Annotated in this window: 23 protein-coding genes and 2 pseudogenes; 14 read left to right on the top strand and 11 right to left on the bottom strand. The window is 64.4% G+C overall.

Translation table 11 applies throughout. From position 1 onward, the window contains the following. The first annotated feature begins 13 nt into the window (after window positions 1-13). Entirely contained in the window at window positions 14-664 is a 651-nt protein-coding gene (locus VFW69_RS10220; RefSeq protein WP_526500770.1) for a cutinase family protein, read from the top strand. A gap of 100 nt (window positions 665-764) precedes the next feature. Then, window positions 765-1,211: a hypothetical protein gene (locus tag VFW69_RS10215; RefSeq protein ID WP_526500757.1), complete on the top strand. Its 447-nt coding sequence runs from the start codon at window positions 765-767 to the stop codon at window positions 1,209-1,211. Here VFW69_RS10215 and VFW69_RS10210 read toward each other — a convergent pair. The 3 genes from VFW69_RS10210 to VFW69_RS10200 all read right to left on the bottom strand — a co-directional run bounded on the left by VFW69_RS10210 (window position 1,208) and on the right by VFW69_RS10200 (window position 2,852). Further along, window positions 1,208-1,456: a hypothetical protein gene (locus VFW69_RS10210; RefSeq protein ID WP_526500755.1), complete on the bottom strand. Its 249-nt coding sequence runs from the start codon at window positions 1,454-1,456 to the stop codon at window positions 1,208-1,210. The two genes, VFW69_RS10215 and VFW69_RS10210, sit on opposite strands and share 4 nt — an antisense overlap. A gap of 572 nt (window positions 1,457-2,028) precedes the next feature. Further along, on the bottom strand, window positions 2,029-2,502 hold the full coding sequence (locus VFW69_RS10205) for an STAS/SEC14 domain-containing protein (RefSeq protein WP_526500753.1): 474 nt from the start codon (window positions 2,500-2,502) through the stop codon (window positions 2,029-2,031). A 41-nt stretch (window positions 2,503-2,543) separates the two neighbouring features. Further along, window positions 2,544-2,852: a hypothetical protein gene (locus tag VFW69_RS10200; protein WP_526500751.1), complete on the bottom strand. Its 309-nt coding sequence runs from the start codon at window positions 2,850-2,852 to the stop codon at window positions 2,544-2,546. 165 nt (window positions 2,853-3,017) lie between these two features. Here VFW69_RS10200 and VFW69_RS10195 point away from each other — a divergent pair, with 165 nt between their 5' ends. Together VFW69_RS10195 and VFW69_RS10190 are read left to right on the top strand one after the other, a co-directional pair. After that, window positions 3,018-3,725, top strand: a complete 708-nt coding sequence (locus VFW69_RS10195) for a DUF899 domain-containing protein (RefSeq protein ID WP_526500749.1) — start codon at window positions 3,018-3,020, stop codon at window positions 3,723-3,725. Next, window positions 3,722-4,198, top strand: a complete 477-nt coding sequence (locus VFW69_RS10190; RefSeq protein WP_526500747.1) for an SRPBCC family protein — start codon at window positions 3,722-3,724, stop codon at window positions 4,196-4,198. Before VFW69_RS10195 ends, VFW69_RS10190 begins: the two co-directional genes overlap by 4 nt. Window positions 4,199-4,279: 81 nt before the next feature. On the opposite strand, the gene VFW69_RS10185 is transcribed toward VFW69_RS10190, so the two are convergent. Further along, entirely contained in the window at window positions 4,280-4,456 is a 177-nt protein-coding gene (locus VFW69_RS10185) for a hypothetical protein (protein WP_526500745.1), read from the bottom strand. 109 nt (window positions 4,457-4,565) lie between these two features. Here VFW69_RS10185 and VFW69_RS10180 point away from each other — a divergent pair, with 109 nt between their 5' ends. The 4 genes from VFW69_RS10180 (at window position 4,566) to VFW69_RS10165 (ending at window position 9,287) form a co-directional block, all read left to right on the top strand. Then, a complete protein-coding gene (locus VFW69_RS10180) occupies window positions 4,566-5,870 on the top strand; it encodes a cytochrome P450 (RefSeq protein ID WP_526500743.1) in 1,305 nt (434 codons plus the stop codon). Window positions 5,871-6,149: 279 nt separating this feature from the next. Next, window positions 6,150-7,613: a biotin carboxylase gene (locus tag VFW69_RS10175; protein ID WP_526500768.1), complete on the top strand. Its 1,464-nt coding sequence runs from the start codon at window positions 6,150-6,152 to the stop codon at window positions 7,611-7,613. Continuing rightward, window positions 7,610-8,803, top strand: coding sequence for a serine hydrolase domain-containing protein (locus tag VFW69_RS10170; RefSeq protein ID WP_526500741.1), 1,194 nt, complete (start codon window positions 7,610-7,612; stop codon window positions 8,801-8,803). The genes VFW69_RS10175 and VFW69_RS10170 overlap by 4 nt, the downstream gene beginning before the upstream one ends. A gap of 172 nt (window positions 8,804-8,975) precedes the next feature. Next, on the top strand, window positions 8,976-9,287 hold the full coding sequence (locus tag VFW69_RS10165; protein ID WP_526500739.1) for a DUF732 domain-containing protein: 312 nt from the start codon (window positions 8,976-8,978) through the stop codon (window positions 9,285-9,287). 19 nt (window positions 9,288-9,306) lie between these two features. Here VFW69_RS10165 and VFW69_RS10160 read toward each other — a convergent pair whose 3' ends face one another. Next, window positions 9,307-9,939 (bottom strand): TIGR03086 family metal-binding protein, encoded by a 633-nt coding sequence (locus tag VFW69_RS10160; protein ID WP_526500737.1) that lies wholly within the window; start codon window positions 9,937-9,939, stop codon window positions 9,307-9,309. A 51-nt stretch (window positions 9,940-9,990) separates the two neighbouring features. Between VFW69_RS10160 and VFW69_RS10155 the strand changes: the two genes are divergently transcribed. Further along, window positions 9,991-10,425, top strand: coding sequence for a MarR family winged helix-turn-helix transcriptional regulator (locus VFW69_RS10155; protein WP_526500735.1), 435 nt, complete (start codon window positions 9,991-9,993; stop codon window positions 10,423-10,425). Window positions 10,426-10,505: 80 nt separating this feature from the next. Beyond that, window positions 10,506-11,048, top strand: coding sequence for an FKBP-type peptidyl-prolyl cis-trans isomerase (locus tag VFW69_RS10150; RefSeq protein WP_526500766.1), 543 nt, complete (start codon window positions 10,506-10,508; stop codon window positions 11,046-11,048). A 182-nt stretch (window positions 11,049-11,230) separates the two neighbouring features. On the opposite strand, the gene VFW69_RS10145 is transcribed toward VFW69_RS10150, so the two are convergent. The 4 genes from VFW69_RS10145 to VFW69_RS10130 form a co-directional block, all read right to left on the bottom strand. Continuing rightward, complete coding sequence (locus tag VFW69_RS10145; RefSeq protein WP_526500733.1) at window positions 11,231-12,388, bottom strand: SpoIIE family protein phosphatase; 1,158 nt, start codon at window positions 12,386-12,388, stop codon at window positions 11,231-11,233. Next, window positions 12,385-13,185 carry an alpha/beta fold hydrolase gene (locus VFW69_RS10140; RefSeq protein WP_526500731.1) on the bottom strand — a complete coding sequence of 267 codons (801 nt, stop codon included), beginning with the start codon at window positions 13,183-13,185 and terminating at the stop codon, window positions 12,385-12,387. The genes VFW69_RS10145 and VFW69_RS10140 overlap by 4 nt, the downstream gene beginning before the upstream one ends. 140 nt (window positions 13,186-13,325) lie before the next feature. After that, window positions 13,326-14,087: an SDR family NAD(P)-dependent oxidoreductase gene (locus tag VFW69_RS10135; RefSeq protein ID WP_526500729.1), complete on the bottom strand. Its 762-nt coding sequence runs from the start codon at window positions 14,085-14,087 to the stop codon at window positions 13,326-13,328. Window positions 14,088-14,152: 65 nt separating this feature from the next. Beyond that, the gene (locus tag VFW69_RS10130) at window positions 14,153-14,527 is read right to left on the bottom strand and encodes a lipocalin-like domain-containing protein (protein ID WP_526500727.1); all 375 of its coding nucleotides are present in this window, start codon (window positions 14,525-14,527) and stop codon (window positions 14,153-14,155) included. Between the two features lie 392 nt (window positions 14,528-14,919). Between VFW69_RS10130 and VFW69_RS10125 the strand changes: the two are divergent. The 3 genes and pseudogenes from VFW69_RS10125 to VFW69_RS10115 form a co-directional block, all read left to right on the top strand. Next, a pseudogene (locus VFW69_RS10125) lies at window positions 14,920-15,598 on the top strand (GAP family protein). Window positions 15,599-15,650: 52 nt separating this feature from the next. Next, window positions 15,651-16,418: a class I SAM-dependent methyltransferase gene (locus VFW69_RS10120; RefSeq protein ID WP_526500725.1), complete on the top strand. Its 768-nt coding sequence runs from the start codon at window positions 15,651-15,653 to the stop codon at window positions 16,416-16,418. A 343-nt stretch (window positions 16,419-16,761) separates the two neighbouring features. Then, window positions 16,762-16,950, top strand: a pseudogene (locus VFW69_RS10115) (aldehyde dehydrogenase family protein); the annotation flags it as partial. Between the two features lie 5 nt (window positions 16,951-16,955). Here VFW69_RS10115 and VFW69_RS10110 read toward each other — a convergent pair. After that, window positions 16,956-18,188: an osmoprotectant NAGGN system M42 family peptidase gene (locus VFW69_RS10110; RefSeq protein WP_526500723.1), complete on the bottom strand. Its 1,233-nt coding sequence runs from the start codon at window positions 18,186-18,188 to the stop codon at window positions 16,956-16,958. 117 nt (window positions 18,189-18,305) lie between these two features. Further along, the gene (locus VFW69_RS10105) at window positions 18,306-19,187 is read right to left on the bottom strand and encodes an HpcH/HpaI aldolase/citrate lyase family protein (RefSeq protein WP_526500720.1); all 882 of its coding nucleotides are present in this window, start codon (window positions 19,185-19,187) and stop codon (window positions 18,306-18,308) included. Window positions 19,188-19,371: 184 nt separating this feature from the next. Here VFW69_RS10105 and VFW69_RS10100 point away from each other — a divergent pair, with 184 nt between their 5' ends. Then, window positions 19,372-20,295: a class I SAM-dependent methyltransferase gene (locus VFW69_RS10100; RefSeq protein WP_526500718.1), complete on the top strand. Its 924-nt coding sequence runs from the start codon at window positions 19,372-19,374 to the stop codon at window positions 20,293-20,295. The last annotated feature ends 25 nt before the right edge of the window (window positions 20,296-20,320 follow it).

Below are 20,320 nucleotides of genomic sequence, written 5' to 3'. Positions count from 1 at the left end.
AGCCTGGGCGGGGATGATCTGCGCACCCGTCCCAGCCGCGTCCGCAGAGCCATGTCCCAACGTAGAAGTGGTGTTTGCCCGCGGTACCGGCGAGCCACCTGGGGTCGGCGGGATCGGGCAGGCGTTCGTCGATGCGCTTGGGTCACGAGCGGGCGGCAAGTCGGTGGGGGTCTATCCGGTCAATTACGAGGCGAGTAGCGACTTCAACGGCGGCGTCGCTTTCGCCAGAACCGTTGTGGACGGGATTAGGGACGCCGGCACTCATATCGAGTCCACGGCGTCGAACTGTCCGAACACCAAAGTGGTGCTCGGCGGCTATTCCCAAGGCGCGGCCGTGGCCGGCTTCGTCACTTCGGCTGTCGTGCCCAAGGAAGTGCCGCAGGAGTTCGCGTCCTACGTACCGCAACCGCTGCCGCGGTCGGTCGCTGATCACGTGGCCGCAGTGGTCCTTTTCGGAACACCTTCCAACGAGTTCCTGCGCGGTGCCGGCGCTCCGCCCATCACGATCGGTCCCCTCTACGCAAGCAAGACCATTCAGTTGTGCGCCGCCGACGACAGCATCTGTGATGGCGCACCTCCGGGGCCGCCCGGCATCGCTCACACTCTGTACGCGGCGAATGGCATGGTTGACCAGGGCGCGGATTTCGCTGCCCAACGCCTGTAGCGGGGTTAGCAGTAAAACGCCGCGTTCGCGTGATGGTCAGCCTCATTCGGTGGCATGGTTTCCATTACGGCTCGAGTGCAGGTCATCGTAGGCTTTGCGCATGCGTTCGTATCGTTACGCCGTCGGGGTGATCGTCAGCGTTATGGCGACTGGCGCTGCCGCGACGGCATGCACCAACAGCACGACCGGACATGCGACACATACCACTAGCGGTGCGGGCACCGCACAGATCACTACGTCGGCGCCATCGGCGCCGACGTCAGTGGCGCCAACCGGCCAGCCAGTCGGCACTGCGGTGATGAAGGTCAGTGGTGGCAGTTCCCCGGTGACGATTCGCTACCGGATCAATGGAGGCCCAGAGCAGACCGAGACAAATGTGCCCCTGCCGTGGGAAAAGCAGTACTCCGTCTACAACGAAGTGGAGTCGCAGGTAACCGCCGACGGTGGGGAGGTCGCCCTCACCTGCACGATAATCATGAATGGCGACAAGCTCGTGTCCTTGAAGACTGAACCGCGCCCCGCATGTAGCTTCGCCTACTGGGGCTAACCGCCAACGCTATCGGGACCGCGCGCGGAAGGCTGGTCGTCAGCAGACCGCTCGTAGCCCGTTGAGGGCGGCGGCGGTATCGGAGGCAATCCACCGCGATATATGTCGAGATATGGTGAGGCATAAGGGTTTTCCCATGGCTGCACGCCGGCGCGGCGCCTGCGCACGTAAGTCACCGTGAGGGCGCCGCAGGCCACGATAAGAAAGCCCAGCAATAACGCTTTGGCGATCAGTAGCGCAGTCATGAAGCGGATTTTAGCTTTCTTCGAAGCGAGAAGGACAAGGCCACGCCCACGCCTTTTTGGGATCGGTAGCCACGCAAAAACGCAAAAATTTCGCAAGCTTGCGGGGTTAAATACCTGATAGCAGCGAAAGGACAATGCTGTGGACACGACCCGAACCCTGAAGAAAGTAGTCGCGGCGGCGGTGTTGTCGGGCGGCCTCGCGGTGCCCGGTATGTGGCTCGCCGTAGGTAACGCCGAGGCCCAGCCCGGCCCTGTGCCGCGGACGCAGGGCTTCCTACCAGAAGACGGGCCGGTACCCCCCGGCGCCAGCGGACCATACACCTGTTGCCCGGAAGACCAAAAGACCGGGCTGCACCCCCAGACCGGTCGCGGATGTCCGGGGACGGAAGTTAGCTGGGACGCGAGTCAGTGCCACACCTGGTACGGCGTCTACTGGGGGCATGGAAACGCCGCCCCCGGGATTTGGGAGGGCGGTCCACCGCCGCCGGAGGCGCTGCAGAAGCCGTGGTGCGGGTTTCCTTTCATGTGTTCAGGAACCCCATAACCTACGGCCAGCGATCCGCGGGTTTCGCTCAACCAGCCCCGTCGTGGCTCTTGACTGCCCGGGAGAAGATAAGTGCACCAAGGCTTCCGACGGCGGCGACCGATCCACCGAGGTAGGCCCGGGCCATGTCCCGGGGGGACGCGGCAGTTCCTTTCGGCGGTAGCGACCTCAGCCACGCGATGGCGTCATCGCGATCGTCGTTGTGAAATATGCGCACCGGGCACGGCATCCACGCGCCGATCCCGCGAGCCGGTTCGCGAATCCAGTCGATGTCGCTCACGACGGCGCATCCATCGAGCAGCCGTGAGTAACCCGCCCCAAGCCGGGTGTCGGCCCATAGTGCGCCCACAGTGATGCGATTGAAGCCCGGCCCGAACTGGTAAAGGAGCCTCAGGCGTTTCCCGCTTTGTCGCGCCTCATCCACTAGCGGTGCGAAAACCTGCTTGTAGTCGTCGGCCGTTAGCGTGCCCGTGGCTTCCATGGCCTGAACGCCGACTGGCACGCTCGTAAGTTGCGTAAGCACAGAGAACCCGCGTGCACGAATTAGCCCGCCGGCGGCCGGCATTCGTTGGCGCCTGGATCCCACCACCAGCCGTTGTCACAAGCGAGCGGTTGCGGCCCGACACCGAGCGGCCGGCACATATTGGCCGTCGGGTCCCACCACTGGCCCGGGTCGCATGCCAACGGTTGCGGACCGACTCCGAGCGGTCGGCAGACCTTGCCGGTCGGGTCCCACCACTCGCCGTCAGCGCAATCGGCCTTGCTCACCGCAGGCGTCATGATCGTCACGGCTGCCATCGACACGAACGCCAACATGACGACGACTACAAAATGGCGAATGAACGTCCTCAATGTGGCCCTCCTATCGTCCCTCCCATATCGAACCCACCGCCGGGCGTGCGGGTCAAGAACATTTTTTGCGATCGAGCAGTTGGGATGGGCCATTTGCCCGATGAATTTCGGGCGATTCACCAGTCAGACCTTCCAAACGGACAAATCGAGAGCAAAGGTGGAGCCATGTCCCCCCAAATCACGGCCTTGCCGCCGGTCGTCGATCACCAAACCTGGCGGGCAGCGCTCGACGATTTGCGCAAACGCGAGAAGGCCGCCACCCGCGAACTGGATGCGATCGCCGCCCAGCGGCGACGGCTGCCGATGGTCGAATTGGCCGACTACAGCCTGGTCGGTGCCGACGGTCCAATCCGCCTGGCCGACATTTTCGGCGGCCGATCGCAGCTGATCGTCTACCACCACATGTGGTCCGACGGCGCGGAGTGGCAATGCGGCGGATGCACGGGCTTTGCCTCGCAATTCACCCGCCTGGAGTTCCTCGACAACTACGATGCCCGATTCGTCATCGTCACCAACGGACCGATCGAGGAAGCACTCGCCTACAAGCACAAGGTCGGCAATCGCATGGACTGGTATTCGTCATCGCAGAGCACATTCGCTGCCGACATGGACGCGCCGTCGGGCGGTGGTTTCGGGGTCAACGTGTTCCTGCGCGACGGGGAGACGGTGTACCGCACGTGGCATACGAACGGGCGAGGCACCGAGCAACTCAGTCACTCGTTCGGGCTGATTGACATCCTGCCGTGGGGTCGCCAAGAGGAGTGGCTCGATTCACCAGACGGCTGGCCCTCGCGGCCCACCTACTCGGGATGGCTCGACTCCCCCGCTATTGCCGCGGCCTACGGACCCACGACGGATGGGGACAGCGCATGAGCGCTAGCGCCGAACGGTACGTCGTCACCCGTTCCATCCCCGCCGCCCCGGCCGAGATTTTCGCCGTTCTCGCCCACCCATCTCGCCACCGGAACACCGAGCCGACCGATTGGGTCCGCGACTCGGTGGACACCGCGCCGATCACCGGCGCGGGTCAGCAATTCGCTATGAACATGTACCTCACCCGGGCGGGCGGCGACTACATCACGCACAACCTGGTCAATGTGTTCGAGCAGGACCGCGCCATTGCCTGGATGCCAGGGGTGCTCGACGACGCGGGCAACCACGCTCCCGGCGGTTGGTTCTGGCGTTACGACCTCGCACCGAACGGTGATCACACCGACGTCACCCTCACATATGACTGGAGCGGCACGCCGCAGGCCTTCCGGGATCGCGTCGGCGAGATGCCCATCTTCGGCGAGGATTACCTCGTCGCGTCACTGGCCGAGCTAGAGCGCTCCGTTGCGAGCTGATCAGCTAAGCGACTATAACCGCGGTCTCGCAACGGATTTCGCGACCAGTGTGACGTGCCTCAGAATTTGCGGCCGGTCCGGTCAATCCCAATCCCCCGGTACTCCGAAGGTTTCGCTGAGCCCTTGCCGTCCGGTGCCCGTGAGCACCACTGCGCGGCGTTGATTGATGTGACGGATCCAGTCCAGGTCGAACATGCGTCGGGTAAGCGCGGCCCCGACCGCCCCGGCGAGGTGGTGGCGTTGTTCTGACCAGTCCACGCAAGCAACAGAATGCGTCTTCGCAGCACGCGTCGCCATGGGATTCCATGTCGACGACTTCGGCGCGCGCCTCTATCCATAGGGCAACGCAGAGGCGAACAATGCGGGCATGGACCTCAAAACCGGTTCGCATTGGCTGCTCGGGTACGGACTTGCCCGTGCGACGCTGAAGCTGCTCGCTCGTCGTGGCGATCCCTTCGCCCAGTTGGTGATCGATAACAACCAGCCCGAAAACGCGCATCACCTTATTGAGCAGATCCGAGAGCGGGGGCGCATGTCGCCGGTGATCGGCGGCTGGGCCACCGCTGATGCGCAGATTGTGCGTGACGTGTTGCGTGACGACAGGTTCCGGACGGCTAAACCCCACGATCGGTCGCCGTTTCGGATCACTCAGCGCGCACTGGTGAAAACCAATCCTGGCGTGCTGAACGGTCTGGAGCCGCCGTCTCTGCTGGTCATTGATCCGCCCGAGCATGAGCGCCTTCGACGCCTGGTGTCGCGGGCTTTCACTCCGCGGGCGATCGACCGACTGCGCCACCGCATCCAGGAGATCGCCAACGCCCTGCTCGACGATCTCGACGGCCAGACTCGTTGCGACTTGATCGCCAGCTACGCCTCTCGGATCCCCATCGAGGTCATCGCCGAGATGCTGGGGATCCCCCGCGAGGAAATCCCCTATCTGCATGCATTGGCCGAACCCGGCGCCAAACTGCTCACCACCACGGTGCCGTCGTGGCGGGATTTTCAGACCGCCCTCACGGCGTTGCGCGAGTTTGAACGCTATAGCGACGCGCATATCGAGCGGCTCCGTGGCAGTGGGGGCGACAACAGCATCTTGTCTGCGGTCCTGCAAGAAAGTGATCTCAGCGCCCTCGAAGTCAGGATGTTCGCGGGCCTGCTGCTCGGTGCCGGGTTCATCACCACTACCCACGCTTTCGGTAATGCCGTGGTGACGCTGGTCGATCACCCCGACCAGTTGGCCCGCCTTCAGGCAAATCCCGAGGGCTGGCCCAACGCGGTTGAAGAGACCCTGCGCTACAACGGCGTCGCTCAATTCGGGGCCCGCGTGGCCACCCAAACACTGCAGATCGACGGCCACACCGTGCCTGAAGGCTCGACCGTCTTCCTCAGCATCGCCGGAGCCAACCGTGATCCAGCCGTCTTCGAGCACCCGGGCGACTTCGACACCGCCCGTGCCAACGCCCGCGACAACATCGGATTCGGCACCGGTGTTCACGCCTGCCTCGGCGCACCGCTCGCCCGCATGGAACTGAACATCGGGCTGCCGGCGCTCTTCGAGCGCTTCCCCCAACTCACCCTGGCGGGCGAACCGATCCCGAACGACAGCACTCTGTTGCACGGAATCAAGTACCTTCCCATCAATCTCGGACCGGCCCGAGTCAGCGCTGGCTAGCGCATGTCGGCAGTTTTGGGAACGATTGCCACATCGATCGGATACACCCGTGAGAAGTCAAATTGTTTGTGGGTCAACGCGATAAACGACGACCGCAGCCCGTGAGGCAAGGTGTACGGTCCGGTTGCCGGTCGGCATTTCGGACTGTTCGCCCTTCGACACGGACGCGGACAGGGCGCACACTTGTCGAATGGAGGTATGTCTTTCCATCGCCGTCGCGCTGACCGCACCACCTCTCCCTCGCCAGTTGCGGGCCTCAGCGCCAACGCGGTCGGCGTGATGGCACCCGAGCCGTGCCGCGTGCTGAACGGCCTCTCGGACATCCGCGCTTTCTTTCACACCAACAAGGTGCCCCTGTACTTCATCTCGCCGACCCCGTTCAACTTGCTGGGCGTCGACCGCTGGATACGAAACTTCTTCTACCTGACCTACTTCGACTCGTTCGAGGGCACACACTCGCGCGTGTTCGTGCCCCGGCGACGCGACCGCCGTGATTTTGACTCCATGGACGAGGTGTGCAGCCACCTCCTGTCCGATCCCGAGACACTCGAGTTCATCGCAGGTCGAGGTCCCGGTGGCAAGGCCTGCTTTGTGATGATGAACGAGGAAATCCAGGCCCTCGCGCGGCAGGCGGGTCTTGAGGTCATGCATCCGCCGATCGAGCTGCGCCAGCGCCTGGGCTCGAAGATCGTCATGACGCGCCTGGCCAACGAGGCGGGTATACCGAGCGTGCCTCACGCCATCGGGCGGGCCGGCTCCTACGACGAACTGCTGACGCTCGCACGAAACGCCGGATTAGGAGACGACCTCGTCGTCTCGGTCGCTTACGGCAACGCCGGCAGCGGGACGTTCTTCGTGCACGGACAGCGCGACTGGGACCAGCACGCTGGTGACCTGACCGCGCAGCAAGAAGTCAAAGTCATGAAGCGCATCCGCAATGTCGAGGTGTGCCTCGAGGGTGCCGTGACCCGCCACGGCACCGTGATCGGCCCCGCGATGACGAGTCTCGTCGGTTATTCGGAGCTGACTCCGCACCGGGGCAGCTGGTGCGGCAATGACATCTGGCGCGAGGTGCTGCCGCCCGCACAGACGCACGCCGCGCGAGAAATGGTGGGAAAGCTGGGCGACGTCATGCGCCGCGAGGGGTACCGCGGCTACTTCGAGGTGGACCTTCTGCATGACCTCGACTCCGACGAGCTATACCTCGGCGAGGTGAATCCGCGCCTGAGTGGCGCCAGCCCGATGACGAACCTGACCACCGAGGCCTACGCCGACATGCCGCTGTTTCTCTTTCACCTGCTCGAATACATGGACGTGGAGTACGAACTCGACATCGAGGAGATCAACTCGCGCTGGGAGCGAGGCTATGGCGAGGACGAGGTCTGGGGCCAAGTGGTCATCACCGAGACCTCACCGGAAATCGAGCTCTTCACCGCGACGCCCCGCACCGGTGTATGGCGCATCGACGACGACGGCCGCGTCTCCTTTGCACGGTCCGCCAACGACTGGGCCACGTTGCTGGACGGGTCCGAGGCCTTTTATATGCGTGTCGCGGCGCCCGGCGACTTACGTTCGGAGGGCGCCCAACTCGGCGTGCTCGTCACCCGCTCACACCTGCAGACCGACGACTATCAGCTCAGTGAGCGCTGCCGGCGCTGGGTCAAAGGCATGAAGGCGAAGTTCACCTCAACGCCCCTGACGCCGGCCGCGCCGATCGTCTCGCGGCTCGTCGCACGCGCGTGACCGGCGGCCGTACGAGTCACGTCCCGGCCGGCATTTCACTGGACAACTGGCTGTCGGCGCCATACGCGCGGTGGTCCTTTCAGCACGTCGAAGACTTTGTGCCGACTGCCGTGATCTCGCGCGGGACCGGACCGGTCGCGGCGTTGCCCGCAGTCACTTCTCCCCTGTCGGGAATCCGGGTGACCAGCAATGGCGGAGTGGCCACCACCGTAGGGGCGGTGATGGCCACCACCGGTACCGACGGGTGGGCCGTCTGGCACCGCGGGTCGATGGTGGCCGAGGAGTACCTCGGCGGTTTTGGGCCCCAGGCGAGGCACCTTCTGTTCTCGGTGAGCAAATCACTGGTGGCGGCCGTCGTCGGCGCGCTGCACGGGGCCGGCGCGATCGCGCTCGAAGCGCCGGTCACGAAATATGTTCCCGCCTTAGCGAACTGCGGCTACGCAGGTGCGACGGTGCGTCATCTGCTGGACATGAGATCGGGCATCGGCTTTTCGGAGAATTATCGAGATCCGGCCGCCGAGATACATCTTCTCGACCAGGCGATGGGCTGGGCGCCCAGGAGCAGCCCGGGCGCTCCCGCCACGCTGCAAGGGTTTCTATTGACCTTGTGGCAGAAGTCCGCTCACGGTGGCCCGTTCGAATATCGTTCGTGTGAAACCGATGTGCTGGGCTGGATCTGCGAGGTTGCGGGCGGCCGGCGAATGCCCGAGCTGATGTCGCAACTGTTGTGGAGTCGCATCGGGGCCAAATGCGACGCCATGATCGGTGTAGATGCATGCGGCACAGGGTTTTTCGACGGCGGCATCAGTGCTTGTCTTACCGACATGATCCGGTTCGGGTCCTTATTTTTGCGCGACGGTGTCTCGCTGACCGGCCTGCAAGTGCTGCCGACCGCGTGGATCGAAGACACACTCGGTGGTGGGCCCGACTCGCGTCAGGCGTTCGCCGCCAGCCCCGACGACAACGAAATGCCCGGCGGGATGTACCGCAACCAGATGTGGTTCCCCTATCCCGGCAACGACGTCGTGTTATGCCAGGGCATGTGCGGTCAGATGATCTACGCCAACCGCAGCGCGGAGCTGGTCGCCGCCAAGTTATCCACCCAACTGGACTCTCATGAGCCGCACATGCTCGACACGTTGCGCGCATTCGATGCCGTGGCACGCGAATTGGCTGGAATCACCGGCTAGCCCGCTGGCGCACGCTGAGAATTTCGACGGGCCGCTTTTGCGAACATTAGCTATTCTGCTGTCTGCCTTGCTTTGCAGCGGCACACTTTGGGCGGCTCTCATCGCGATACGAAGATTGGAAGGGAATCAAATGCCCTCACCTCGACGGCTGGCCAGAATCGCTGTCCCTGTCATGCTTGCCGCTGCAGTTGTGAGCAGCGCCGGCATTGCGGCCGCGACCCCCCAAGATGACGCGTACCTCGCGCAATTGCGCGCCGTCGGCCTCACGTGGCCGCCGAAGACGGAAGAGGCACTTATCGCGGAGGCGCACGACGTGTGCTACGACCTCACGTGGGGTTGGACGCCGCAACAGATCGCCGACGACCTGCACGCCCGCCTGGACACGAAAGGCGTGACATTGCTAGACGTCGGAAGCCTGGTCAACGCCGCACACTCGATTTATTGCCCCGGCAATGTGTGCGACGCCCCTAGCCTTTGCACCTGACGCCATTCCCCGCAAAAAGTCACGCCGGTGATTCGTCCGGCGTAGCCCATGTCGGCGAGCGACCGAGATGACGCAGTAGGCAGTCGAGGCCAGTGCCGTCCGGTACTTGGTCAAGGGCCGGCCCGAAAGGAGCGGAAGCGCTGTTGCGAAAGTCACCGCTAGGAACTTGCAATCCGATCAGTAGCGCTGCATCAATGACGTCGTCGGGCAACTCGAATGCGATGCGAACTGCGCGGGCCACATCCCAGCCGTGCACGACGTAGTCGACGAAGTGAAACCCGATCGCCTGCTCGAAGGGAAAGACGGCGCCCGGGCCGAAGTCGGGTAATTCGAAAGGGACGGCGAGCGTCTCGTCCTCGGCGATCGCCGTGAGTAACTCGCAAGCCGCGGCAACATAACTGCCCGCGGGGTCGGCCGCTACCGCGTCGATCACGGCAGAGGTCTCCCACACCGCGGGATCGCCGCCGGCGCGGTGAGCGGCCGCGGCGAATCCTCGATGCTGCGCGGTCATATGGGCCAACAGCTCAAGCAGATTCCAGTCGCTGCATGGGGTCGGGCGCTCGAGGTCGCTGGTACTGATCCCCTGAACAATCTCAATGGTGGCCTTCACGGCCGTGCGGTGGTGTGTTCTCAGAGTATCTATCGTAGGCATAGTCATACGATAAGCATACGCATATTATTGCGATTGCTCTACTATCGCGCCATGACCAAAGGGCCGTCGCGACCTGACCTTGCGGCGATGCTCGGCCCGTTGGTGCGCGAACTCGTGGCTGCCGAGCTGCCAATTCTTGAGCGCCACGGACTATCGATGTGGGGTTACACCGTGCTGACCGAGCTGGACAACTCCCCGGTGCGCACTCAAGCTGCCCTGGCTGCGGCTATTGGCGCCGACAAGACACGCATCATCGCCGTTCTCGACGATCTGCAACGGCTCGGGTACATCGACCGGCGTCCGGACCCTGACGACCGTCGAGTCCGGTTGCTAGAGCTCCTAGAGCGCGGACGGACAATAAAAAGACAGGCACAGCAGGCAATTCAGCGTGGCGAAGAGCGTTGGCTTAGCCAACTGACTCCGTCGGATCGCAAGTCGCTTTTGCGCATTCTTCAACAACTCACACCTCGCCCCACCGATGAATGACCGCCACGCGGGATTTGTGGTGCCCCGCGACTATTGAGACGCAATGTGGCGGTAGCGTGACGGCCGTGAAGTCCTCCAGGATGTATACCTGTGTCGCGCTTGCGGCATCTGTCGCGGCAACCGCTATGACGCTCGCTGGAGCGGGCACGGCCACCGCGGCCGGCTCATGCCCCACCTCAACACCGCACAACGGCGGAACGCCTGACTGGACGCTGAGCGGCACCACCGGCAGCGTCGCGGTCACCGGGTCCACGGATACGACCGCTCCGCTCGTCAACGTCACCGCACCGTTCAGCGTAAGCCAGACCCAGGTGCACACGCTGCACGCCGGAGATGGACCGGTGGTCTCCAGCACCGCCAGGGTCTCCGTCTGCTACATGGGCGTCAACGGACGTGACGGGTCCGTGTTCGACAGCAGCTATCAGCGCGGCGCACCGGTTGACTTCCCGCTTACCGGAGTCGTGCCGGGCTTCCAGAAAGCCATTGCAGGGCAAAAAGTTGGATCCACGGTTGCCGTCGCGATGGTCCCCGCGGATGGCTACCCCGAAGGTCAGCCCAGCGCCGGCATCCAGCCCGGCGACTCGCTCGTGTTTGCGATCAAGATCCTCAACGCCACGGGCTGAACGGCGACGATGTCAGCCGCAATGCCCGAGTTGACACGCACTCGGTCCGGCTTAATCCGGTTGAGTGTGCGCGGGGGTTGACTATGGCGATTGCCCGCGCGCCCGTTTGCGCAGCCCTTGAGGTCGCAGTGGATTGCTCTGGCTGACCATGGCCGGCGCTGATGGCGAACGGGTCGCGTGAGTCAGGCTACGGGTACGCCGAAGGCCAGCACCGCGGCGTCGTCTTGCACACGCCCGCCGAGTTGGTCAAGCAAGTCATGGATGGAATCGACAATGTCTTCTGCTGTGGCGGGTGCGTGAGCCTTCGCGAACTGAAGCAGCGCACCATGATCGTCGAATCGTTCGTGACCGGTTCCGGTTCGGGCTTCGGTCAGGCCATCGGTGTACAGCACCATGGTGTCGCCGGGGCCGAGACTTAGTCGGCTGCTGATGAAGTGAGGGTCCGCGGTGATGCCTAAGGCCTGGCCCCCAATGGTGTCGGCGTATAAGGCGCCTCCGCTCGCGTCGAGAAGCAGCGGAGGCAAGTGACCGCCGCTTGCCAGCTGGACGTCAAATCCGCCTTGGTGGCTAGTCAAGTTTCCATAGATGACGGTGCATAGCTGGTTGAGACCGTCAGTGATTTCTTGTCTGAGTACTGAATTGAGGTTGTGCAAGACCTGTACCGGATCGTCGTTGGACACTGCAGCCGACCGCAATACGTAGCGCGTCAATCCTGTCACCACAGCGGCATCGACTCCCTTTCCGGAGACATCACCAATGAAGAAGCCCCATTTCGCGGACGAGAGTGGGAATAGATCGTAGAAGTCGCCCCCTATGTCATCGACGGACGCGGCGTAATAGTAGTCGGCTGCGTCCAGGCCTGGCGGCGGCGAAAGGATCGGGGGTAGCAGTGAGCGGCGCAACGTTTCAGCGAATGCGCGGACTCGATTGCGCTCATTCTCGGCCAGCCGACGCTGCTCGATGAGCTCGCGCTCGTATGCACGCCGATCGGCGGCATCCACCGCGGTAATGCGCACACGGTCTATTCCGCCTTCAGCGCCTCGCTTCGTGTTCGCGGTGAGAAACATCGGCAGGCGTGTTCCGTCGGCAGTCACCAGGTCGATCGTGATTCCAGACAGGTCACCGCTCATCTGCAGGATCGGGCCGAAGTGCGTGGCGTAGTGAATGCGTCCGCCAGCTGTCAATAGGTCGGCGATTGACATGCTGTGTAGCGCTTCGCGGTCGTACCCAAGCCAACCGACCATGGTCGAGTTCGCGCAGATAATCCGCCCGTCGCGGCTTGTGACGAGGTGTCCGCAGGGCGCGTTCTCCCAGAGGTCGTGGATCTCGGCGCTGGTCACGTCGATCGCGCGAACGCCGAAATTTCCCGCGCGGTGGCGTCGGGGTCGCTGACGTGCGGGCAATGCCCTGTCGCTTCCAGTGTGACCCGCTGGCTATTGGGAACGTGTTCGCGGATGTACGCGCCGACGGCTCGGGGCGCGATCGCATCCTGCGAACAGTCGACAACCAGTGTGGGGACCGGTATCCGTCCGAGATCACCGCGATTGTCGGACAAGAAGGTAGCGCGAGCGAACGCGCGTGCACAATCAGGGTCCGTGCGGCAGAACGACGCAGCTAGCTCATCCCCCAACTCCGGGCGGTCCGGGTTACCCATGATGACAGGCGCCATCGCATTGGACCAACCGAGATAGTTCAACTCCATCGAGTCAAGGAGCTCGTCGATGTCGGCGCGTGAGAAACCGCCGCGATAGTCGCCGTCGTCGATGTAACAGGGTGACGGAGTCACCATGATCAGTTTGCTGAACCGGGTTGGATTTTCGTTTATCGCCAGCGCCCCGATCATTGCGGCTACCGAGTGGCCGACGAATACGACATCGCGCAGATCGAGTTCGTCGACGATGTCGAGGATGTCGTCGGCATATCCGTTCAGAGACGCGTACTTGTTCGCATCCCACGCGCCTAAATCCGAACGGCCGGAGCCGACGTGGTCGATCAACACGAGTCGGAAGTCCGAATGCAGCCGGTCGACGACCGGGCGCCAAAGGTTCTGGTCGCACCCGAAGCCGTGAGCCAGGATTAGCACAGGGCCATCTGGAGCACCGACAATGTGGACATTGTTCCTGCTGTACGCGCTCACAGAGTCGAGCCTAAGCCCCGTCGGACGGTTCAGTCGTGGTAGTAGCGTTTTGGTTGGCCTAAACCCGCGATAGCCTCGACTTGGCGCGGTGGAATGTGCAACGAAATTTGGATACGACGGTAGTCCCATTCTGATTGAGATCAGACTTGGTTGAACCCGCCGTCGGCGGTCACCGTCGATCCGGTGGTGAAGCTGGACAGATCGCTGGCCAAAAACACTGCGGCATTGGCGATCTCGGTCGGATCGGCGAAACGGCCGAGCGGGATCGTGGCGATGCGGCCGGCGCGGAACTCTTCGATCGAAGCTTGGGGATCGGTCTGCGCGGCCAGCGCGTTGCTTCCAGGGGTGGCCGTGGACCCGGCCACGATGACGTTGACCCGGATGTTGCGGTCGGCGAGTTCGGTGGCCCAGGCGCGGGCCAGCGATCGAACGGCCGCCTTCGTGGCGGCGTAGATACTCAGGCCGGCGCGGCCACGGTCGGCGGTGGTGGAGCCGGTCAGGATGATGGAGGCGCCGTCGTTGAGCAGCGGCAGCGCTTTCTGCACGGTGTAGACGACTCCCTTGACGTTTGTGGTCAGCAGCGCGTCGAGGTCGTCGTCGGTGATCTGACCAAGCAGCGCCACCCTCGTCGACCCGGCGTTGGCCATCACGATGTCGAGGCCCTTGCCGGCGGCCGCGACCTCGGCGTAGAGCCGATCGAGATCCCCCGGCGATCCGACATCGCCGGATACGGCGGTAGCGCGTGGCCCCAATTGCTTTGCCGCATCATCGAGTTCGGGCTGGCGTCGGCCGGTGATGAACACCCGGTCGGCGCCTTCGACGAGAAACCGCTGCGCGGTGGCCAGCCCGATGCCTGAGTTGGCACCCGTGATGACCGCGGTCTTGTGGTCGAGCAATCCCATTCAATTCTCCTGAGGTCGGCGCGACGCGCTGCATTCGCACATTCAACGTCCAATTGCACGCCAGGCTATTTGGCCGGCTTCGCGCGCTGCCAGATCAGGCGTCCGTTACGGAGTTTGCCTTTGATGAGCACGGGCTCGGCGGGGCCGAGCTGCAAGCGGTCATCGCCGATTTGCGCTGCGCGGTACTGCGTTCCGTCGATCCAGTTCGGTAACAGGCTGACGTCGACGTGGTGGGCGATAATGCCGTTGTCCAGAACGCTGTACGGCCCGGCGTAGGCCAGGTACCCCCTGGCCGCCGCGGCCAATTCGTCGTTGTCGGCGAGTTGGAGATCGCCACGGGCAATCTGAGCGCGGTCCGCGCGCATGATCTGGGCGGACATGTAGCCGTCGGCGGTGTACATGATGATTCCGCGGGCGTCGGTTCCCAGCGGGTAACGCACGTTTGAGCCATCCACGTCCGAGCTCTGGTAAGACTCCAACGTCCAAGCCCCGACGAGGATTCACGTAGACCCTGCATGGTGAGTGTGGTCATTGTTGGCGCCCCTCCGTTAATGTGCTGTCACCGCTTGGCCGCGTCACCCGCGGCATCGAGACCGGCGCGTCGCCGACGCTTCGATAATGCCGCTCATAACTTGCGCTAACACCGTCGCCCCCCACGTCAGCAGTGGTGAGAGTGCAACCACCGGTGAAAACGGGCAGCCTCAGCCGATAGGTTCGGACTCGAACTCGTATTGTTTGCAGCATGATCGCCGCTTTGATCCTGTCGCCGTGGTCAGTGCGCAGTCCGCTGCGGGCAGCCGGGGAATCCGCACGCTAGGCCCGGTACAGACGCGTGGCGGCTCTGGCACTGGCGCTTGCCGGACTGGCGTTTCTCGACTCGCTGAATGTGCTCAACCTGGGAGTGGTCTCGGCCGTCATCTTCGACAGCCGGCTGGGTCGTCGGTCACCAATTCCCGGCGCCCTGAGCTATATCGCGGGCGTTTTTGCGGTGACGACCACCTTCGGCGTGTGCACCGTGCTGGGCATCAGCTTCGTCACCGAGGTGCTCGACTTTCACCTGACACCGGCGATTCGCTTTCGGGGCGAACTTCTGCTGGGGATCGCGCTGATCGGGCTGGCTTACTTTCCGCTGACCGCACAATCATCGGCACCGGGGTAGGCGCTGGCGGCGATGCGGCAACGGCCGTGGCTGTTGGGGTTCCTGGGGTTGGCGGTGGGCACGGCCAAGCCCCGACCGCCGTGCCCTATCTCACCGGGCTGGCGATACTCGCCGCGCTGCACCCGCGGCCGCCGCTCTGGCCACTGGTCATCATCGTGTATTGGTCGCTCTCTCGCCGCCGCTGCTGATCCTTGCCCTGTCGATGAGAAAAACCATGCGAGCCAAGCGCATTCAGCGTGCGATCGTGCGTGCCCTCACCCGTTACGGTCCGATGTCGGTGCGGCTGTTGTTCCTGGTCTTTGGAACCGGGCTCATCGCCGAGGCGCTCGTCAACCACAGCGCGAACTGGTGACGCGCCGTGACGTCTAATGCCTCGCACAGCGAGCGGGATTACCTTGTCGCGTGTGACCGATCGTCAAGAACGCGCGATGTCCTTCGGTTCGATCGCCGAGCACTACGACGGCCTGCGGCCGCACCCTCCGCACCAGGCAGTGGACTGGTTGTTGCCACCCGAGTGTGAGGTGGCCGTCGACGTCGGTGCGGGCACCGGACTGTTCACCCGCACGCTCGTCGGCCGGGCGGCGCAAGTCATCGCCGTCGAGCCCGATGCGCGGATGCGCGCGGTGCTGGCCGGGCGGTCTCCGGAGATTCGCGCCGTGGAGGGCACCGGTGAGGCGATTCCCCTCCCCGACCATTCCGCCGATGCGGTGTTCGTCTCGTCGGCGTGGCACTGGATGGATTCCGAACGGGCCGTTCCGGAAATCGGCCGCGTACTGCGCGACGGCGGGCGGTTCGGGCTGATCTGGACGAGTCGCGATCGCGACGTGGACTGGGTTCGCGACCTCGACCTGCTGCCCGGCGACGACACGACCGAGGCGGACGCACCCGACCGCTTCCGCCGCCGCCACGAGAACGTCGTGCTACCCGATCCGCAGATCTTCCACAACGTCGCCCGCGAGACGTTCGCATTCATGCGGACTATGACGATCGACGACGTCGTCGCGTTGCTCGGCACATACAGCCGGGTGATCATCGCCTCGCCGGATGACCGCGCGCAGCGCCTCGACAACGCTCGAGCCCTCCTGACCGAGCGTTTCCCGGGCGCCGATGCGATCGACGTCCCGATGCAGTCCCGATGCTGGCGTGCCGACCGGATCGCCCGCGGTCGGTAACCGCCGGCGCCCTTTCTTCCGAATGTCATAGACAGCATGGGGTTAAGCGCGCAACTTCTGCCGCATTCAGTTCAGGAGGAGGCGTAGTAGCGGAACCACTCGGCGCCGATCTTCACCTGCATCTCGGCTTGAGCGAGATACATTCCGGCGTTGAGCATTTCGAGCTCGGCGAGCAGCGCGGCGTCTCGTCGATCAGGTCGGCGGCGCGCCACAGGATCTTGGCCCGCTCGTAGTCGGGCTTGCCGGACCAGATCCCGGATTCGGCGTTGGCTTTCGTACGCACCACCGCCTCAATGAGGGCTTCGGTGCCGCAGTCGGTGAACGAGCCGAGCTGTTCCTCGACCAGGACCTTGGCCGCTCCCATCGACTGGCCAAGCGGCTCAAGGCCGGAACCGTCGGGCTCAATTGTGCTTTCCCGTACGACCACTCGATGCCGTTCGGCGGCTACAAGCAGTCCGGCTGGGGCCACGAGTCCGGCAAGGCGGGTATCGAGACCTACCTACAGACGAAGATCGTCTGGGCACAGATGTAACGGCCTCAGGCCTGGGGTCCCTCCGGCGGCCAATGTGTCCCGGGCGACGCGTCGCCGGGGCTCTCGAAATCGCCGCGGGACAGCGGCACCCACCGCTCGCTGGGTGCGGGCTGCTCTGACGAGGGGAAGTCGCGCAGGCTGCCGGTCGGCTTGGCGTCCCACTTGGCGAACGTCAACGGTGTCTGCAGCCAGGCGTGCAGCAGGTGGTAGGCCGCTTGCAGCGAATCGATGTGGGTGCGCTCCCAGCCATGGCTGCCGTCGACGCCGAAGCCGACCAGCGCGGCGCGGGTGTTGGCCCCGGCCTCGATAGCCGCCGCCGCATCGGACCGGTAGTAGCGAAAAACGTCGCGGGCGAAGGGGATTCCCTGCTCCTGTGCCACCCGGCAGAGTTTGCGGGTCAGGTGGTAGTCGAACGGGCCGTGCATATCCGCCATCGGGATCGTCACACCATCCTCGAGGGAGTGCTGGCCGGGCGCACACACCGCATTGTCCACCGAGACCAGCTCGGCGACATCCGCGGGCAGGCCGTGGCTGGCTCCGTGGCCGACCTCTTCGGTGATGGTGACCATGATCGTGGTGCGGTGCGGCAGCACCACTTTGTTCTCGGAGAAGTTCTTGGCCAGCGCGAGCGCGATCGCGACGCCCGCCTTCCCGTCCAGGTGACGAGAGACGATGAAACCGTCGGCGGTGAGCTCGGGGCTGGTGATCAACGCCACGAAGTCACCGATTTGCAGGCCGAGCCGAAGCAGGTCTTCCCGCGTGGACACCTTGCGGTCGATGCGAACCTCGACGTGCTCCCAATTCGTGGGTTGGGTGTCGATCTCGTCACCGAACGCGTGCCCACTGGCTTTCAGCGGCATGACGGTGCCGGTGATGAACTCGTCGGGGTCGTCGATGAAGATGCGCACCCGGGCGCCCGCGGCGAACCGCGCCGAAAAGGTGCCGACCGGAACCAGTTCGAGGCGGCCGTTGTCCTTGAGCTCGCGGACCATGCAGCCGATGGTGTCGGAGTGCACCACCAGTGCGCGGTCGATCGTCGCGGACTTGCCCGGCAGTTCGGCGGTCAGCGCGCCGCGCCGGGTGAGGGTGAACGGCACCCCGAAGTCGTCGAAGATGCCGCCGATCACCTGCATCACCGCGTCCGTGCGTCCCGACGGGCTCGGGGTCTGCAGTAGCGCGAGCAGCGTATCGATCATCCACGCGCGGTCGGCCTCGGCCATGGCCTCGGTCTGGCCCACGTCATCTCCTCTCGAGTCGTCTCCGAACGCGTTCAACCTACCGTGTGGCCGGCACCGAACGCCCGTTGCGGGCCGCCGTCACGCACCCGCAGCTACGCACCCGACATGAGCACCGCCTTAGGAGGCGGATTCCATCTCGGAGATCAGATCCGCGAGGGTGAGGATTCGCTGGGCGTCGCGGACGTGCAGGCTCTCGATCATGCGACCATCGACCGTGATCACGCTGGTTCCGGCGGCCTGCGCCTGCTCGTAAGCCGAGACGATCTTGCGCGCGTCGTCCAGCTCCTTGTGTGACGGACCGAACAGCTGGTTGGCGGGGGCGATCTGCGACGGGTGGATCAGGGTCTTGCCGTCGAATCCCATCTCGCGGCCCTGCTGGGCCTCGGCCCGGAATGCGCCCTCGTCGGTGATGTCGTTGAACACCCCGTCCAAAATGACCTTTCCGGCCGCCCTCGCTCCCAACAGAGCCAGGCCGAGGGCGGGTACGGCGGGTGCGCGCCCGGGGACGTGCACGCCGTGCAGCTCGTTGACCAGGTCGTTGGTCCCCACCACCAATCCGGCCAGGCGATCGCTGGCCGACGCGACCTCCTCGGCCCGCAGGAAGGCCCGGGGTGTTTCGATCATCACCCACAGTTGCAATGACTTCGGCGCTCCCAAGGTGTCGAGCGCGTTGGCCAGCGCTTGAACCTGTTGACCCGTCTCGACTTTCGGCACCAACACGCCGTCGGCCGTCGATGCGGCCACGGCGGCCAGGTCGTCGTCGTGCCAATCGGTGTCCAAGCCGTTGATACGCACCACCACCTCGCGGGGCCGGTAGCTCTCCGACGAGATCGAGTCGCACACCGTCTTCCTCGAATCGGCTTTCGCATCGGGTCCCACCGCATCCTCGAGGTCGAAGATCAGCACGTCCGCCGGCAGCGATTTGCCCTTCTCCAGCGCGCGGGGCTTATTGCCGGGCAGGTAGAGGGCGGATCGGCGCGGGCGCAGGGTCGGTGCCATGGAGTAGTTCACTTTCGGAGTCGTCGAGCAGTGGGGCCGGGAGTCAAATGCCTGCACGACGGGTGTGTGGTGCGCGCGGCATAGCCAGAAAGTACCCTTCGGTACCGGTGGTGTAGCCGCCGGTCGTGAGCGGCGCCGAGGGCGAATGGCCGACGCGGCGGGTGGATTCCGGAAGGGGAAGCGAATGTCATCATTGGGCTCCGCGCGTAGCGAGGGCGACAGCTGGGACCTGGCCTCCAGTGTGGGGGCGACGGCGACGATGGTGGCGGCCTCCCGGGCGCTGGCGTCCCGCGAACCGGACCCGCTGCTTGACGACCGGTTCGCTGAGCCGTTGGTGCGGGCGGTCGGGCACCCCTTCTTCACCCGCATGCTGGATGGCCAGATCCCGCTTGACACCGACGACATGCCGATGACGCTGCAGCAGCGACGCGAGCAGATGACGGTGCGGACCAAATTTTTCGATGATTTCTTCGGCGCCGCCACCGCGGCCGGAATCCGGCAGGCCGTCATCTTGGCCGCCGGGCTCGACGCGCGGGCCTATCGGTTGCCTTGGCCTTCGGGCACCGTGGTTTTCGAGGTCGACCAGCCTGAGGTCATCGCCTTCAAAACCGCCGCACTTGCCCAGATCGGTGCCGAACCGACCGCCGAGCGCCGAACCGTCGCTATCGATCTTCGCGATGATTGGCCAACGGCGCTGCGCGACAGCGCCTTTGACACCAACGCCCCCACCGCCTGGATCGCCGAAGGCTTGCTGCCCTATCTACCGCCCGAAGCCCAGGACCGGTTGTTGGACAACATCACCGCGCTCAGCGCCCCGGGCAGCCGGCTGGCCACCGAGAACATCACCGACATGAGCGTCTTCACCGACGAACGGGCCCGGGCGATGCGCAGCGCGTGGCGGCAGCACGGACTGGACATCGACGTCGCCGAGCTGGTCTGGCTCGGGGAGCGCCGCCCCGCCGCTGAGCACCTTGGTGCCACCGGCTGGAACGTCACCCGCCACCCCACCGAACAGGTGTATGCCGACTACGGATTCGTGCTGCCCGACAACGAAATCCTCAAGGAATTCCGTCACGCGATCAGTTACCTCGGTGCCGAATTGAGCTGAGGCCGCGGGTGGTTCACCGCTTCCG

Source organism: Mycobacterium sp., from assembly GCF_036273375.1.
GTDB lineage: Bacteria > Actinomycetota > Actinomycetes > Mycobacteriales > Mycobacteriaceae > Mycobacterium.
Note: the sequence above shows the minus strand (reverse complement) of the source record. Positions and strands in the feature narration are given on the sequence as shown.